Source organism: Chitinophaga sp. G7 BAM 1005, assembly GCF_057126945.1.
Window position 1 is genome coordinate 5,715,334 of record NZ_CP181478.1, and the last position, 16,203, is coordinate 5,731,536.

Annotated in this window: 12 protein-coding genes; 2 read left to right on the forward strand and 10 right to left on the reverse strand. The window is 47.0% G+C overall.

Features of this window, described 5'->3' with window-relative positions:
- Positions 1-53: 53 nt before the first annotated feature.
- The 7 genes from ACMXI2_RS22680 to ACMXI2_RS22710 all read right to left on the reverse strand — a co-directional run bounded on the left by ACMXI2_RS22680 (position 54) and on the right by ACMXI2_RS22710 (position 8,086).
- Complete coding sequence (locus ACMXI2_RS22680) at positions 54-623, reverse strand: anthranilate synthase component II (protein ID WP_483778334.1); 570 nt, start codon at positions 621-623, stop codon at positions 54-56.
- A gap of 1 nt (position 624) precedes the next feature.
- Complete coding sequence (locus ACMXI2_RS22685; RefSeq protein ID WP_483778335.1) at positions 625-2,037, reverse strand: anthranilate synthase component I family protein; 1,413 nt, start codon at positions 2,035-2,037, stop codon at positions 625-627.
- A gap of 256 nt (positions 2,038-2,293) precedes the next feature.
- Positions 2,294-3,430, reverse strand: coding sequence for a bifunctional histidinol-phosphatase/imidazoleglycerol-phosphate dehydratase HisB (gene hisB, locus ACMXI2_RS22690; protein ID WP_483778336.1), 1,137 nt, complete (start codon positions 3,428-3,430; stop codon positions 2,294-2,296).
- Positions 3,427-4,500: a histidinol-phosphate transaminase gene (hisC, locus tag ACMXI2_RS22695; RefSeq protein WP_483778337.1), complete on the reverse strand. Its 1,074-nt coding sequence runs from the start codon at positions 4,498-4,500 to the stop codon at positions 3,427-3,429. The genes hisB and hisC overlap by 4 nt, the downstream gene beginning before the upstream one ends.
- A 10-nt stretch (positions 4,501-4,510) precedes the next feature.
- The gene (hisD, locus tag ACMXI2_RS22700; protein ID WP_483778338.1) at positions 4,511-5,803 is read right to left on the reverse strand and encodes a histidinol dehydrogenase; all 1,293 of its coding nucleotides are present in this window, start codon (positions 5,801-5,803) and stop codon (positions 4,511-4,513) included.
- Between the two features lie 15 nt (positions 5,804-5,818).
- Positions 5,819-6,673, reverse strand: a complete 855-nt coding sequence (hisG, locus tag ACMXI2_RS22705) for an ATP phosphoribosyltransferase (protein ID WP_483778339.1) — start codon at positions 6,671-6,673, stop codon at positions 5,819-5,821.
- A 423-nt stretch (positions 6,674-7,096) separates the two neighbouring features.
- Positions 7,097-8,086: a DUF8189 domain-containing protein gene (locus tag ACMXI2_RS22710; protein ID WP_483778340.1), complete on the reverse strand. Its 990-nt coding sequence runs from the start codon at positions 8,084-8,086 to the stop codon at positions 7,097-7,099.
- A 328-nt stretch (positions 8,087-8,414) separates the two neighbouring features.
- Between ACMXI2_RS22710 and ACMXI2_RS22715 the strand changes: the two genes are divergently transcribed.
- Together ACMXI2_RS22715 and ACMXI2_RS22720 are read left to right on the forward strand one after the other, a co-directional pair.
- Positions 8,415-8,834, forward strand: coding sequence for a LexA family protein (locus ACMXI2_RS22715; RefSeq protein WP_483778341.1), 420 nt, complete (start codon positions 8,415-8,417; stop codon positions 8,832-8,834).
- 63 nt (positions 8,835-8,897) lie between these two features.
- Positions 8,898-9,650, forward strand: coding sequence for an SOS response-associated peptidase (locus ACMXI2_RS22720; protein WP_483778342.1), 753 nt, complete (start codon positions 8,898-8,900; stop codon positions 9,648-9,650).
- An 81-nt stretch (positions 9,651-9,731) separates the two neighbouring features.
- Here the strand turns inward: ACMXI2_RS22720 and ACMXI2_RS22725 are convergent, their stop codons facing one another.
- The 3 genes from ACMXI2_RS22725 to ACMXI2_RS22735 are packed head-to-tail and all read right to left on the reverse strand — an operon-like array spanning position 9,732 to position 16,192.
- Positions 9,732-11,069 carry an alkaline phosphatase family protein gene (locus tag ACMXI2_RS22725; protein WP_483778343.1) on the reverse strand — a complete coding sequence of 446 codons (1,338 nt, stop codon included), beginning with the start codon at positions 11,067-11,069 and terminating at the stop codon, positions 9,732-9,734.
- Positions 11,070-11,086: 17 nt separating this feature from the next.
- Complete coding sequence (locus ACMXI2_RS22730; RefSeq protein WP_483778344.1) at positions 11,087-12,853, reverse strand: RagB/SusD family nutrient uptake outer membrane protein; 1,767 nt, start codon at positions 12,851-12,853, stop codon at positions 11,087-11,089.
- Positions 12,854-12,865: 12 nt separating this feature from the next.
- On the reverse strand, positions 12,866-16,192 hold the full coding sequence (locus ACMXI2_RS22735) for a SusC/RagA family TonB-linked outer membrane protein (RefSeq protein WP_483778345.1): 3,327 nt from the start codon (positions 16,190-16,192) through the stop codon (positions 12,866-12,868).
- Positions 16,193-16,203: the final 11 nt, after the last annotated feature.

A 16,203-nucleotide genomic window follows, 5' to 3' on the forward strand; every position in this document is an offset into this window, starting at 1 on the left:
AGAATTTTGCTGATTGGGTGTTCGATAATGTTAAAACGGGTGTCCTGTTGTTCTTACAGGCTTAACCAGTTTCTTACAATCTTTTCTCCCTGCGGGGTAAGCACACTTTCCGGGTGAAACTGTACACCACTTACATCATACTTGTTATGTTGCAAGGCCATGATAAAACCGTCTTCATCTTTGGCAGTGATCACCAGTTCTGCGGGCAGGGTAGATTCGTCAATTACCCAGGAATGATAACGTCCCGCGAGTATTTGTCGTGGTAAACCGTTAAACAGCCGTCCATCTTCTTTAATAATATTCACATTGGTAGCTACGCCGTGGTATACTTCTTTCAGGTTGGTGAGAGAAGCGCCAAAAGCCTGTCCTATGGCCTGCTGGCCTAAACATACCCCAAAAATGGATTTGGTGGGCGCATATTCTTTGATCAGCGGCAGTAGTAATCCCGCTTCTTCCGGGATGCCGGGACCGGGCGATAAAATGATTTTATCGTAGTCGTTTACTTTTTCCAGTGGAATTTCATCATTGCGTACCACGGTTACTTTACCGTTGATGATTTTTTCCACGAGATGAACGAGGTTGTATGTAAATGAATCGTAGTTATCGAAAACGAGGATATTCATACTAAATTTTTTGTGCCAGCAGAATGGCTTGTTTTAACGCATTGAGTTTGTTGTTCACTTCCTCCAGTTCTGAAGAAGCTACTGATTTAGCTACCACGCCGGCGCCAGCCTGATAGTACAGGGTATTCATTTTACTGAGTATGGAGCGGATCATGATGGCGTGGTTGAAGTTGCCGTTGAAACCAACAGCGCCGATGCAACCGCCGTAGAAGCCACGCGCAGTGGGTTCATACTGATCAATGATTTCCATAGCGCGGTATTTCGGTGCGCCGGACAGTGTACCTGCCGGGAAGGAGGAAGCCAGGAGGGTGAAGGGATTCAGCTTTGGATCTACCTTTCCGGTTACTTCGCTTACCAGGTGAATTACGTGGGAATAGAAGTGTACCTGTCTGTACGAAGCCACTTCCACTTCTGTGGCGTTTCTGCTGAGATCATTCCGGGCCAGGTCCACCAGCATCACATGTTCTGCGTTTTCCTTCGGATCTTCCAGCAGTTTATTCGCCAGCAGTTTGTCCTGTTCATCATCTCCGGTACGGCGGAAAGTACCTGCAATGGGGTGAATAGTGGCTTTGCCATCTGTAATCACGATCTGTGCTTCCGGTGAGGAACCCATTAATTTGTAATCGCCGTAATCGAAGAAGAAAAGATAAGGAGAGGGGTTGATGGAGCGGAGGGCGCGGTAAACGTTGAATTCGTCGCCTTTGAAGGATTGCTGGAAAGCTCTGGAAAGTACTACCTGGAAAACGTCTCCGCGGAAGCAGTGTTGTTTGCCTTGTTCTACCATCTGCATATATTCCGCGTCCGTCATATTGCTTTCCTCTTCCCCGGCAGTGGCAAATGGATACCCGGGGGAATCTTTGTGCCGGATAAGCGACTCCAGTAGTTCAAACTCACTGTCGATGCCCTCTACCTGGTTTTCACAAAGATACAGTTCATCTTTAAAGTGATTGATCGCTATTACATATTGATAGTAGCGGTAACGCATCAGCGGGATGGTGTTACCTGCCTGTTGTTTCTTCTTATTAAATTCAATGGTTTCAAAGAACTGTACGGCATCAAAAGTAGTGTAGCCGAAGAGGCTCTGCGCCATTGGTACCGGGTGTTTACCGGTGAAAGAATAGTTGCCCAGAAACTTTTCCATTTCATCCAGTACCTGTTGCTTATTCTTCAGCTCTTTCTTTTCTACAGGCAGGTTGGGATACTTAAACTCGAAGTGCGACGTGGAAGTAACTTCGATACCTGCAATAGGCTTCACACAAATAAAGGAATAACTGTTGTCACTGGCCCTGTAGTCAGTGCTTTCGAGGAGGATAGAACCCGGGAATTTATCGCGCAGCCGCAGATATATTCCCACTGGCGTGAAAATGTCTGCCAGCATCTGTTTGGATCTCGTTTTTACTTGGATGGTACGCATGATGTATTGGGTGAAGTATTTGTTTTATTTGAAAAAGGGAAGGGCTGAAAAAGCGGAAGGCCCGCTGTGTAACAGCGGGCCTTCCAAATATATTTCTAAACGAAACATGGCACTGTAACACAGATCAGGAATTGATTCCGTGCCACCACCAATGTTTGTTTGTAATGATATTTTGCATAGCGAGAACAAAAATGAAACATTTTTTTAGAAAATGCAAATTTTTTTTGTCGAAACAGCGGAGCGGGACTGCCTTTCCCTACAACACGCCTTTGGTAGAAGGCAGCTGCATATTGGCCGGATTCCGCTTTACCGCCATTTTAATGGACTTGGCAAAGGTTTTAAAGATGGCTTCTATCTTATGATGCTCATTTTCGCCTTCCGCCTTAATGTTCAGGTTCGCTTTCGCGCCATCTGAAAAGGATTTGAAGAAATGATAGAACATCTCGGTAGGCATCTCCCCTATTTTTTCCCTTTTAAACTCCGCATCCCATACCAGCCAGTTACGACCGCCAAAGTCAATACCCACCTGGGCCAGGCAATCATCCATCGGCAGGCAGAAACCGTATCTTTCGATACCCCGTTTATCTCCCAATCCTTTGGCAATGGCTTCTCCCAGTGCAATACCGGTATCTTCTATGGTGTGGTGCTCATCGATATGCAGGTCGCCTTTGGCCGTGATCTTCAGGTCTATAGCGCCATGACGGGCAATCTGGTCGAGCATATGATCAAAGAAACCCAACCCGGTATGAATATCCGCTTTACCGGTACCATCCAGGTTTAGTTCTATATTGATATCTGTTTCATTGGTTTTACGTACATGCGTTACCGTTCTTAACCCCAGCTTCAGGAACTCATAGATCCGGTTCCAGTCGGTGGTTTCAAGGGCAATCACAGATTGCAGGGCCACCGTGTTATCGCTGATCTCTGCGCTACCCAAACCCGAGCCTTCATTAATCCAGATAGCCTTTGCGCCCAGGTTCTTTGCCAGTTCCACATCGGTGATGCGATCGCCGATCACGAAAGAGTTGGCCAGATCATAGCTGCCATCCAGGTATTTGGTGAGCATACCGGTGCGGGGCTTGCGGGTAGGCGCGTTGTCAGCCGGAAAAGAGCGGTCAATAAACACCTCATCAAACCTGATCCCTTCGTTCTCAAACGCTTTCATGATCATGTTCTGCGCAGGCCAGAAGGTATCTTCCGGGAAAGAGGCGGTGCCCAAGCCATCCTGGTTGGTAACCATTGCCAGCTCATAGTCCAGCTCAGCGGCGATCCGCGCCATATTCACGAATACTTTGGGATAAAACTCTATTTTGTCCAGGCTATCGATCTGGTAAGTTGGCGGCACTTCCTTAATCAGGGTACCATCACGGTCTATAAAGAGCACTCGTTTCATGCAGATGCTGTTGTGGCTGTTTTCAGGTTAAAAGATTTCAATACTTCCAGCAGGCGCAGGTTCTCAGCCGGCGTACCTATGGTGATCCGCAGGCAGCCCATACACAGTTCTACTTTGGAACGGTCGCGCACTACAATTCCCTGTTCAATAAGGTAGTTGTAAATGCCTTTCGCATCGGTGGTTTTCACCAGGATAAAGCTGGCATCGCTGGGATAAATGTGCAGTACTTCCGGCAGCTGGATCAGCGCGCCGGAAAGCAGGTCGCGTTCTATCACTATTTCACGGATCCATTCATTTACCTGGCTTACGTTTTCCAATGCCTGGAGCGCCAGCTCATTGGTAGCCTGGCTGATATTATACGGAGGTTTCACCTTGTTAAAGGTGTTCACAATATCTTCACTGGCAAAAGCCATCCCGATACGGAGTCCGGCCAATCCCCATGCCTTCGACAGCGTTTGCATTACCACGAGGTTGGGGTATTCGGTGAGTTCCTGTATAAAGGTTTTCTGACGGGAGAAATTGATATAAGCTTCATCTATCACTACAATACCATCAAAATTATTCAACAGCAGTTCAATATCCGAACGGTTAATAGAATTACCGGTAGGGTTATTGGGAGAACAGATGAAGATGAGCTTTGTATTGGCGTCTATGGCCTGTTGCAGTGCGGGAATGTCCAGCTGAAAATCTTCTGTCAGCGTTACCTTGCGGATAACAGCATCGTTGATATGCGCACTTACTTCATACATACCATAGGTAGGCGGACAAAGAATCACATTATCCACACCCGGATTTACGAATGAGCGGTAAAGCACGTCTATGGCTTCGTCGCTGCCGTGACCAATAAAAATATTCTGCGGGGGCACGCCTTTGATATCAGCAATTTTGTATTTGAGCTGCCATTGCATCGGATCAGGGTAGCGGTTGTAGTTCACCGGCAACGGAGATCCGAAATTATTCTCATTCGCATCCAGGAAAATAGACGCTTCTCCTTTGAACTCATCTCTGGCAGTAGAATAAGGTACCAGTTTTTTTATGTTTTCCCTTACCAGGGTATCGAGATTAAACATATCGTATTAATTAATCTGTTATTAGTGAGCCGGTGTATTCCAGCTGTTTTAATCTTACGGTAACGGCGTTCTTATGCGCCTCCAGTCCCTCTGCTGCTGCCATTGCTTCTATGGTAGTACCAATATTTTGCAACCCTTCGGGAGATATCTGCTGAAAAGTAATCTTTTTCACGAAGCTATCCAGCGAAACGCCGCTGTAGGCCCTGGCATAGCCATTCGTAGGCAGCGTGTGATTGGTGCCGGAAGCATAATCACCGGCGCTTTCCGGGGTGTAGTTGCCCATGAAAACGGAACCGGCATCTGTTACTTTATCTGCCAGGTTCTCTGCTCCTTCACAGGCCAGGATGAGGTGTTCCGGCGCATAGGTGTTCAGCATATCAATGGCGGTGTCCATATCCTTTACCAGGATCATCTTGCTGTTTTCCAACGCTGCGGTGGCAATGCCTTTTCGGGGAAGTGCGTCCAGCTGGGCGTTCAACGCATTGGTCACGTTGGTGAGTACTTTCTCACTCGTGGTTACCAATACCACCTGGCTGTCGGGGCCATGCTCTGCCTGCGATAGTAAGTCGGCGGCCACAAAAGCCGGCACACAGCTATCATCCGCCAGCACAGCCACTTCTGAAGGGCCTGCCGGCATATCGATGGCTACGCCGCTTTTATTTACCAGTTGTTTTGCACAGGTAACATACTGGTTACCCGGACCAAAGATCTTATATACCTGCGGCACGCTTTCCGTACCGTAAGCCATAGCGCCAATAGCCTGCACACCACCGATAGTAAATACTTTTTCAATTCCTACCAGCTGTGCAGTGTACAATATCGCCGGGTGCAGGGAAGGCGTGCAAAGCACTATCTCCTTACAACCTGCTATCATGGCTGGTATTCCCAGCATCAGGATAGTGGAAAACAGCGGTGCGGAACCGCCTGGGATATATAAGCCTACCTTTTGTATAGCTACCGATTTGCGCCAGCATTGTACGCCGGGCATGGTTTCAATTACCTGTACCTTTTCCTGCTGAGCGCGGTGAAAGGTAGTAATATTTTTTGCCGCCTGCTGGATAGCCGCTTTCAGTGCGGGTTCCAGGGTAGCTTCTGCAGTGGCAAAAGCAGCGGATGGTACCTGTAAATTTTCCAGCGTTACTTTATCAAATTCAGCTGCAAATTTTCTGACGGCGGCATCTCCGCCGGTACGTACTTCCTGCAGGATATCGTTCACTTTCTTTTCGAGCGTGGAGGTATCCATTACAGGTCTTTGCAGCAGCGTATTCCAGGAACTTTTATCGGGAAATCTGGTTATTTGCATCGTTTACTCAATTTATCAGATCACCATTTTTTCGATGGGCACTACCAGGATACCTTGTGCACCGGCCTCTTTCAGGCTTTCGATGATATCCCAGAAATCATTTTCATTCAGCACTGAATGTACAGAGCTCCAGCCGGCTTCTGCCAAAGGAAGTACTGTAGGGCTTTTCATGCCCGGCAGCAGACCAATAATTTCATTCAGTTTTTCATTGGGCGCATTGAGCAGGATGTACTTATTATTTTTTGCTTTCCTTACTGCCTGGATGCGAAACAGAAGTTTGTCCAGCAGCAGCTGTTGTTCCGGCTTCAGGCTGTGGCAGGCTGCCAGCACGGCTTCCGACTTCAGCACTGTTTCCACTTCTTTCAAACCATTCATGAACAGGGTAGATCCGCTGCTCACCAGGTCACAGATTGCATCCGCCAAACCTATACCGGGCGCTATTTCCACGGAGCCGCTGATTTCATGGATCTCTGCGGTGATACCGTTTTGTTGCAGGAACGCTTCTACTATCACCGGATAGCTGGTAGCAATACGTTTGTTCTGCAGGTCTTTCACGGAAGTATAATCCACTGATTTCTCCACTGCCATAGACAAGCGGCATTTACCAAAGCCCAGTTTCTGAACAATATTTACCTGCTTTTGTTTTTCCAGCACTACATTTTCTCCTACAATTCCTATATCTGCCACACCATCTTCAATGTATTGCGGAATATCATCATCGCGCAGGAAAAACACTTCCAGCGGGAAATTGGTAGCTTCTGTCTTCAGCTTATTAACACCATTGTTGATGTCGATGCCGCACTCCTTCAAAAGCTTGATGGAATCGTCGTGCAGGCGGCCAGATTTCTGGATTGCAATTTTCAGTTTCATCCCTGATAAAATAAAAAAAGGGGCTTACCTCCTCGGTAAGCCCCTGTTGATGATGTAATATGGTGATATACACAAATCATCCCCTGCCTACCCTTGTGGTAAGATATGATGGTGGTGATGTGTATGTTTGTTTGTAATCATAATTTCAGGTGCAAAAATAGGAAGTAAAATGAAATAACAAAGGTTTTTTTTGGAATTAACCGGAAATTTAAACATAAGCGCTTATATATAATCACTGGTATAAATGGTTGTTCTTTTACGCTGTTGATCAGTTATTATCCAGGTTAATATTGATAGCAAAAAGATGAAGCTCTGAAGAGGTAAACTTTATTTTACCGATAACAGAGAAGCATCCCTATAAATAACGAAGCGGGAAACCATCGCTCCCCGCTTCATCTTTTAAAAAATTTAATTCCTTAAAAATCAGTTAGGCACGTTAGTCCATGCAGACCAGCCCAATACAGAATCCCATGATATTTGTACCAGCAGACCACTTGAACCCGGTGCATAAATATTAAGGGAATTACCTGATCTTGCAGCTACAGCAGGTGTACCAACGATACTACCTCCAAGTGTTTGCCAGCTGGACCATGAGTCGGAAGTAGGTGAAGAAACTGTATTATACAATTGGGCCAATGTGCCATCGGTACCCTGTGCATAAACATTTACTATCCACAGCGACCTTGATACTGTAGCCGGACCGGAAGCAATGCTGCCACCCAAATCGGTCCACGGCAGCCAGTCTGCGCCTAACACCCATTTTCTGAGTACCAGGTTATTCGTAGTTCCTTTTGCAAATACATACAGGTTACTTGAATCGAGCGTTGCAACTGCCGGTGCGGAAGTAATATTTCCGCCCAGGCTTTGCCAGGTAGACCAACCTACTCCCGGCGCCCAGTATCTCTGTATCAGGTGATTCGCAGAGTCACGCGCGAAGGTATTGATGTTTATACCATCCCTGCTGATAGCAGCAGGTGCAGAATTAAGCTGTCCGCCCAGGTCTGTCCAGCCAGACCATCCGGTTGACGATGTCCATCTTTTTTCTATCAGCGTATTAGTGGTACTCTTCGCATATACTACCAGCGAATTGATATTCAGAGAAGCCACTGCAGGTGCAGATGTAATGGTTCCGCCGAGGTTTTCCCACGCCGACCATCCCGATACCGGTGACCAGGTACGGTGAAGCAGGCTATTAGTAATACTCTGCGCAAACATGTCTACAACATTAGAGTTTTTCCTGGAAATAACTGCCGGGGAAGATGCTAAACGGGTGACAGTATCCACCACTAAGGTGTCAGCTCCTAACAATGAACGGGAACCGGCATCAAGCGGTTGAATTTCATTCAGTGCATTATGGGAGCAGGAGGCAAAGGTAATAAGGCCCACGAACAGGGGCAGCAAGGATTTTTTCATGTAATGAGGGAATGGGTTTTAATAGAATAATCAATCTTTAAACTAAAACAAAAACAATGTATTTCCTCCCAAATATATGTGATAAAAAATTTATCCCGAAGATAATTATTGAACTAGATATGTTCCCTTCCCATCTCCTCCAAAAAATCCCACTGCGCCTGTTTTAGCAGCCGGCTGTCACAGCGCACTGATCTCCTGTCACTTACTTTTCACCCGCTGCAGTTGCAGATTTCCACCTTTTGCAAACGATGTGTTAATGAATTTTACAAACTAATAATTTTAGCTTTATTTTGCTAATAATATTAGTATTCACAAAAACGATAGTTATATGCAAGTATTGAAACTGAGTGACCGGCACATCACCCTGCCATTCTTTAACACCAGTGTCCCCGCAGGGTTTCCCACGCCTGCCCTGGATTACGAGGAAGAACAGATTGATCTCTCCCGTATCCTGCAGCCAAATCCCACCACCTCCTTCATTATCAGGGTAAAAGGCGATAGCATGACAGATGCCAGCATCCCCGACGGTTGCATGGCCGTTGTAGACCGCTCCATCCGCCCATCTACAGGAGATATTGTAGTGGCGGCGCTCAATGGGGAATATACTGTAAAACGCCTCGTAAAGGCAGGCCGCAGCTGGGTATTACACCCCGAAAACGCTTTTTATAAACCCATTGTTATTACTGAAGATGCCGACTTCCAGGTATGGGGCGTGGTAACTGCGGTGATTGTAGATATGCGTAAATAGCGTACCGGGGCAGATACAGAAATAAAAGTACCTTTATCAGATATAACATCCCGACAGATCAATATGTGTTACGATATCGCTTTTACCTCCAGCATAGAGAGCATTTTTAAATACCTGCCGCGACTGAAACCTGGCGGCAAACTGGATATCCACTTCGATCCCACCTGGCACAAGATTGGAATGTCGTACCCTGAATGGCCGGTGGTAACCAACAACAACGGATTCAAACTGGAAAAATATACCTGGGGTCCCGTACCTAAAATGCTGGACACCCTGGAAAAAGTAAAACGCCAGCGACAACTTTTCCTGAATGCCCGCAGCGAAAAAATACTTGAAAATGGTACTATGTGGAATGCCATCCGGCATCAGCGTTGCCTGGTTCCCGCCAGTGGCTTCTTTGAATACCGGCACATCCCCGGATGGAAAAACAAAGTGGCCTACTATATTAAACCCAAAGAACAGGAACTCTTTTTTATAGCGGGGCTATGGGCAATGTCTAACTCCTGGGATGTGGATAAACCCGCACGCATACCCGCTTTCACACTACTAACCCGCGCCGCCAACCCACTGATGGCACAAATCCACAACGGTGGCGACAACGCCGGCAGAATGCCCTTGATGCTTACTACTGAACTCGCAGAACAATGGCTGCAACCAGATCTAACAGATACGTATATACGAACCATCATACAGTATGAACTGCCCGCAACACAACTGGAATGCTGGCCGGTGAATTCTGTCAGAAAAGTAAAGCCCGACAACGCAGCAGTAATAACCCCGGCAGCCTATGAAAATTTACCTTCCCTGCAGGCGTAAATAATTTTCACCGATAAAAGACAAAAAAACGGGCGCCCCTCTCACAAGGCACCCGCTTACTATTGCTACGTTTTCAATGCTTTATTTAGTAACCACACCCGCCGGCACTTTGCCATCGGTATTATCCAGCGATAACCCAAGCAGTTGTGCTACCAGCGGCGCCACGTCTGTTACATTCATTTCTTTTACATGAGCACCTGCCACTATCCCGGCTCCGGAAGCCACAAAGCCGGTTTGTATCTGCTTAAAATCCGGGAAATAACCATGCGTTCCCCCTTTGGCAGCCCGTACCAGTTCCCCGGTAGATGCGCCGCCAATGGTTACGCCATCTGATGCGGAAATAGCCAGGGCAGCATGCGGATCAGCCCCCACTGCATCGAGCTGCTTACGGGTAATAACCCGGAACAGCTGCTGCTGTGCAGCTGGCAGCGCTTTCAGCAATGCCAGCACTTTCTGCTGTGTAGCCGCATCCTTTGGATCTTTCAAATGCAGGAAAGCCGCTCCGCCGGAAGAATGAAACTGCGCTTTCCAATCGCCCGTTTTGGCATTGTTCAGCAATCCGTTTTGCGCCAGCAATACATTCGGGGAAAAGCTTTTGCTGATATTCACAAAACCATGATCACCGGTAACAATGATGGTGGTATTTTCGTATATACCTGCCCGTTTGAGTGCTTCTATAATGGTACCCAATGCCCTGTCGGCGCCGGCTACGGCCTTTCTTACCAACAACCCGTCACGGCCCTGTTCATGTTCGTAATGGTCCGTGCAGGCCAGGTGCAGTGTGGTAAAAGCAGGCTTATAGGTAGCGATCAGATAGGCCGACATGCGGGCCACATTTTCATCCAGGATCATTTCTTCATCTTCCATCGTGAAGTCCTTTGCACCCAGTTTACCGGTGGCATGCTCCTGTACTTCCTGCCACAGCGATACCGGGTTGGTTACCGTAGCCATCAACTCCCGTCTGTCTTTTTTACCAATAGACCATACATCTGGTATATTGTAATCGATCGGTGCGCCTACGGATACCGGCCAGATTACATTGGCCGATTTTTTACCGGCTTTATGCACTGCATCGAACAGCGTGGGCGTTTTTATACTGTCGTAATAAAAATACCAGATCCCGCTGGCGCCATTGGGTTCAAAAGGCGTGTTGTAATAAATACCATGCCTGGCCGGTGTTACGCCGGTAATCAGCGACGTATGATTGGGATAGGTAACAGTAGGAAATACACTGTTTACCCCATCTGCATAAGCACCGCTGTCTTTCATTGCCCGCAGGTTCACCATACCCCAGGAAGCATCGGTGTAAAACTCAGGCCGGAAGCCATCAATGGTAATCAGCACCACATGTGAAGCGCGCTGTGCATAAGATGTGAATCCTATCATCAGCAACAGTGCCATACCGGTAATCTTCTTCATACTATTTTTATTTTACTTTATTTCCATTCAGGATTCTGCACCAGTTTAGGGTTCAATACCAGCTCATTATACGGTATCGGGTATACGTACTTATAATCTGCCCACTGACGCTCAATATTGCTCAGCCAGATCAGGTTTCCGCTGTTACCGGCAGATAATTTGGTCTGGTCGTCATCAATCAGGAAATAGTACACACCCGGCACTTTAGTGGCCGGCGTTTTCTTTACAAAGGATACATCGGGCTTTCCATCTTCATTCAAATCCATCAGGGCATCCATAGCAGGTACATACAAACCAATATAAGGCTTCAAAAGTAAAGGACCAAGTCCCCAGCGCACCAGGTCATAAAACCGGAACCCCTCCAGGATCAGTTCAATCCCTCTTTCACGGCGTACTTCCAGCAATACGGCGTCTGTTACGCTTGCGTTAACATTCGGACGTGCTGTTTTATCCTTGAAATAATCGACGAGGTAAGGATCGGCTGTTGCCGGCATTTCGGTACTCTTCAAACCTGCGCGGGTTCTCAGTAATTTGATGGTGCTATTCCAGTCTTCCGCGGTGAAACTCTTCAACTCAGCCTTCGCTTCTGCTTTATTCAGCAATACCTCTGCATAGCGGATAATGGGAACGGAGTTGTTATTCTCTGCCACACCATCGGTAGCTTTTGAATCCATCGTAAACTTCAGCGGCTGGTAACCAGTATAAGTATACGTAAAATCAGGCGGTGCAATCTGTCCGTCGCGGCTGTATTTTCCCATGCGGATAGTTTGCTGCAAACGCAGATCCCTGTCCTTTACTTCTTCATTGAAAGGCAGGTTATCATAACCGGGCTTATCTGTAAACCGGCTGCCATCGATGTTCAGGTAAGTATCGGTAAATGTTTTAACAAGACTGATCCTGTTACCGTAAGTAGCGCTGGTAAAAAACCAGTTGGCATCATTGAATACCCGCAAGCTTTTATTGCACACATATGCCAGGATCACTTCATTCACATTCGGTGTTTCATTGATAAACAGGTTGCGGTAGCTCATAGTGGCATCGCTGCCGGTGTTCAGGGTATACAGTCCGCTCTTTATCACCTCGTCGGCAGCACTCACCGCGGCATTCAGCCAGTTGTCGTAGCCTGGCGTCTGCGTTCCCGGACGATGCTTACGGTAGGTGCCTTCAAATAAACATACGCGCGACTTATACGCCAGCGCCACCCAACGGGTGATTTGTGAACAGGTGTTGTCTTTTTTATTGCGGATATTGGCGCAGGCGAAATCAAGATCAGCCAGTACACTGTCCATTACCACGGTACGGGAATCGCGGCCTTTATACAACTCCGGATCGTCGATGGTCATCGTTTTACTATACCAGGGCACGTCACCGAAACGCTTCACTTTTTCAAAATAAAACATAGCACGAAAAAAACGGGCAATACCGGCATAGTGGTTTTTGGCTTCATCAGGAATTTTCGCCTGGCTGTAATGCTCCAGGAAATAATTGATATTACGCAGGTCGCCCCAACTCCAGCCACTACTCTGCGTAGCAGCGTATGCGTCGCGCTGGATAAACGTATTCACATCTTTTCCCGCCATATAATCACTCATCACATCTCCCCTGATAATCGCATTTCCATCAGGTAATATTTTATAGAAAGAAGTAGCATACAGCTGCAGATCCTGCTCTGTATTAAACGCATTGTCAGGATTCAGTTTATCAAACGGCTTCAGGTCAAGATCTTTCTTACAAGACACCATCGCCAGGATCAATAACAGGTAAATACTATTTTTCATCTTCATAAACATTAGTCGTTAAAAAGTTACACTTAAACCAACGGTATATGTTTTCAGCATCGGGTACGACATACCGTTACCGGCACCAATACCCGCAGCATTGTTATTCAACTCCGGATCAGAACCTTCAATCACTTCCGGATCCAGCGTTTTCATAATGCGGTACAGCGGCGACCATGTCCACAGGTTCTGACCCGTGAAGAACACCCTTGCATTCTTCATCTTAATCCTTGAAATCCATTCCTGCGGCAGGTTGTAACCCACTGTCAGGTTCTTTAAACGGATGTAAGCCACGTTCTGCACATACTTTGATTGCTGCACGGTCAGCTCTGCCTTGGAGTTGAGCGCAGTGTATCCCCGGAAGCGCGGGAAGTAAGCATCCGGATTGGTTTCCGACCAGCGGTTATCCATGATCTCCTGCGGCATCCAGCTATAAGGACGGTTGTATTGCCCCCAGAAAAGAGAAGCATCTGTACCCGGCCACCAGTCGCGCTTACCAATCCCCTGGAAGAAAAAGTTCACAAAGAAATTATTCCAGTTGGCGCTACCGGTGATCCCAAAAGCATAGCGGGGTTCGGTATTGCCAATCACCTGCTGATCGCCCGGCTTGTATACCGTGCCCTCGCCCTGGTCTATTTTCTTGTTTCCATCAAGATCTTTAAAACGGATATCCCCGGGCAACAACTTATTTGCATTAGACACGCGGATAAAAGACTGGTCAACATCATACTTGTTAATTTCATCCTGGCTCTGGAAATAACCATCATTTACAAAACCCCACATATCACCTACGCGCATCCCTTCATAGTAAGTGTTGATCAGCTTATTGGGATTGTTGAACCGGGTGATGTACGATTTATAATCAGACAACACTACACCAAACGAATAACTGAAAGGTTTACTGCCGGCTTTAAACTGATCAGACCAGTTCACCGATAATTCCCAACCCTTTGTTTGCAGATCGGCATAGTTTCCTTTCGGCACGCTGGCGCCAAACACAGCAGGAACCGGCAAGCCCACGGTAAACATGTTAGTGGTATTGCGGGTGTATTTGTCAAAGGAAACTTTTAACCGGCTGTTCAGCAACGATACGTCTATACCACCATTCAGCGTAGTGGATTTTTCCCAGGTAAGACCATTAGGTATCACATTGGGCTGCTGCGTATAATCCGGTATCACACCGTTGATAGCCATCTGCAGTTTGCTCACCGACATGGTTTGCAGGAACTGGTAAGGGCTTACGTTACCATTACCCAATGCGCCATACGAAGCCCTCAGCTTCAAATCGCTTACTGCTTTCGGTGATACATTCCAGAACTTTTCCTTCGATACGCGCCACCCGGCAGAAGCAGAAGGAAAGAAGCCAAACTGCTGTGATTCGGGGAACTTGGAAGAACCATCGTAACGACCATTTACTTCCAGCAGGTAACGCTCATCATAGTTGTAGTTAAGGCGGAAGAAGCCACCGAGTGTACACCATTCATAACCGCCACCCGTAAGCACATAGTTCAAGCCATTCATCAGGGAAAAATCGGGCATATTTGGATTAATCAATCCGTCGTGCTGATAATACCGCGATTTAAACAGGGTGTTTTCGTAGTTATATCCTACCAGCAACTTAAAGGTATTTTTCGCTACGCGTTGTTCATAATCCGCATAGAGGTTCATACCGGTATAGGTAGTCCGGTCGTTTTCTTCATTCATCTTGCTTTCACCGCGGGTCAGTGTCTGACCGGGCGTTTTACTGTAAGGCACCGGGGTATACAAACGAGTTTCCACACTGGAAGTATAAGCATAGGTGAAGTCGCCGTTCACATGCAGTTTATCATGCAGGAAAGACGTGGTAAAGCGTGATGTATTTCTCAGCATCAGCTGCGTCTGATCGGAATAGTTATTCCCTGTTAAGAAACTACCGAATACAATAGCGGCGTTTTCAGTAAGGGAACCATCCGGGTTTTTCAGCATGGCAATAGGAAATGCTTCATCGGAAATTCTTCTCCATACCGGCGTATTGCTGGGGTGGTTGAGGATAGGGAAGAAATAAGTACGTTGGGAGAAATCGAAATTATTTTCCAGCTTCAGCCAGTCGAACGGCCTTACCGCTCCTTTTGCCCGCACATTGTACATCTTGAATTTATCGGGGTTATACCGGAAGATACCGTTCTGCGACATATACCTGCCGGAGAGATAATATTCCGATTTTGCATTACCACCGGAGGCCGACAACGTTTGTTCTGTACCCGGGTTCCGGTCTGCATACAGTTCTTTAAACCAGTCGGTGTTACCGTAGTAAACATAATTGCCCGTAGCAGGATCGATATCTGTTTTTGGCAGGGAAGGGTCGTCGTTCCTGCGTTTCAGCTCGTCGAGGTAATCCAGTGAAAAAGGGAATACGCTGTTGGCTTTGGCGGGGTGCGACTTATAATCGTTCCATGCGTAATAGGCTTCATCAAAATTTTTGGCCCATTCGTAACCGTTAGTAACAAACTGTGGTTTAACGGTGCGGTCGTTCAGCGAGTAATTACTGGAATAAGTAAGCTGCGTATTATTTTTAGCAGGATTTTTTGTGGTGATGAGTACTACGCCAAAACTACCGCGTGCGCCGTAAATAGCAGCAGAAGCTGCATCCTTCAATACGGTTACACTTTCAATATCGTTAGGGTTTAATAAATTGGGATCGCCGGGAACGCCATCTACCAGCACCAGTGCGCTACCGCCTGCTCCGATGGAGGTAGTACCTCTTACATTATAGGTGGCGCCGCGGATGGGCTTACCATCCGTGATACGGATATTAAGATTCGGTAATACTCCCTGTAACCCTTTGGTGGCGCTGGTCATGGGCCTGTTTTCAAATACTTCTTTCCCTACCTGGTCTACCGCCCCGGTGAGATTGATCTTCTTTTGGGTACCATAACCCACCACTACTATTTCGCTGAGTGCAGCCGAAGATTCTTTCATGACCACGTAAATAGATTGCTCTTTCTGCGGGTCGAGATTGTTTTTCGTAATCACCTGCGTAACATATCCCACATAAGCGATCGTAAATACAAACGGACCTTGCAGATGTGAGTTATCAAAAGTAAATACGCCCTTTGCATCTGTGATGGCAAAGCTTTTCAGGCTATCGGGGCCACTTTTTAGTTGTACAGAGGCGCCTGGTACAGGCTGTCCTTTTTCGTCTTCAATTAAGCCTTTGATCCATGTTTTCTTTTGTGCCTGTGCCGGCAGCAGGTTGATAAAAGCCATCAGGAGCAGCAGGCTGATAAATTTACAGCCATGCAGGAACCTGTTGGAGTGGTTCAGGGGCAAAGCTCCGCCCTTCACTAGCAGGTAGCGATGTGTCATAATGCGCAAAT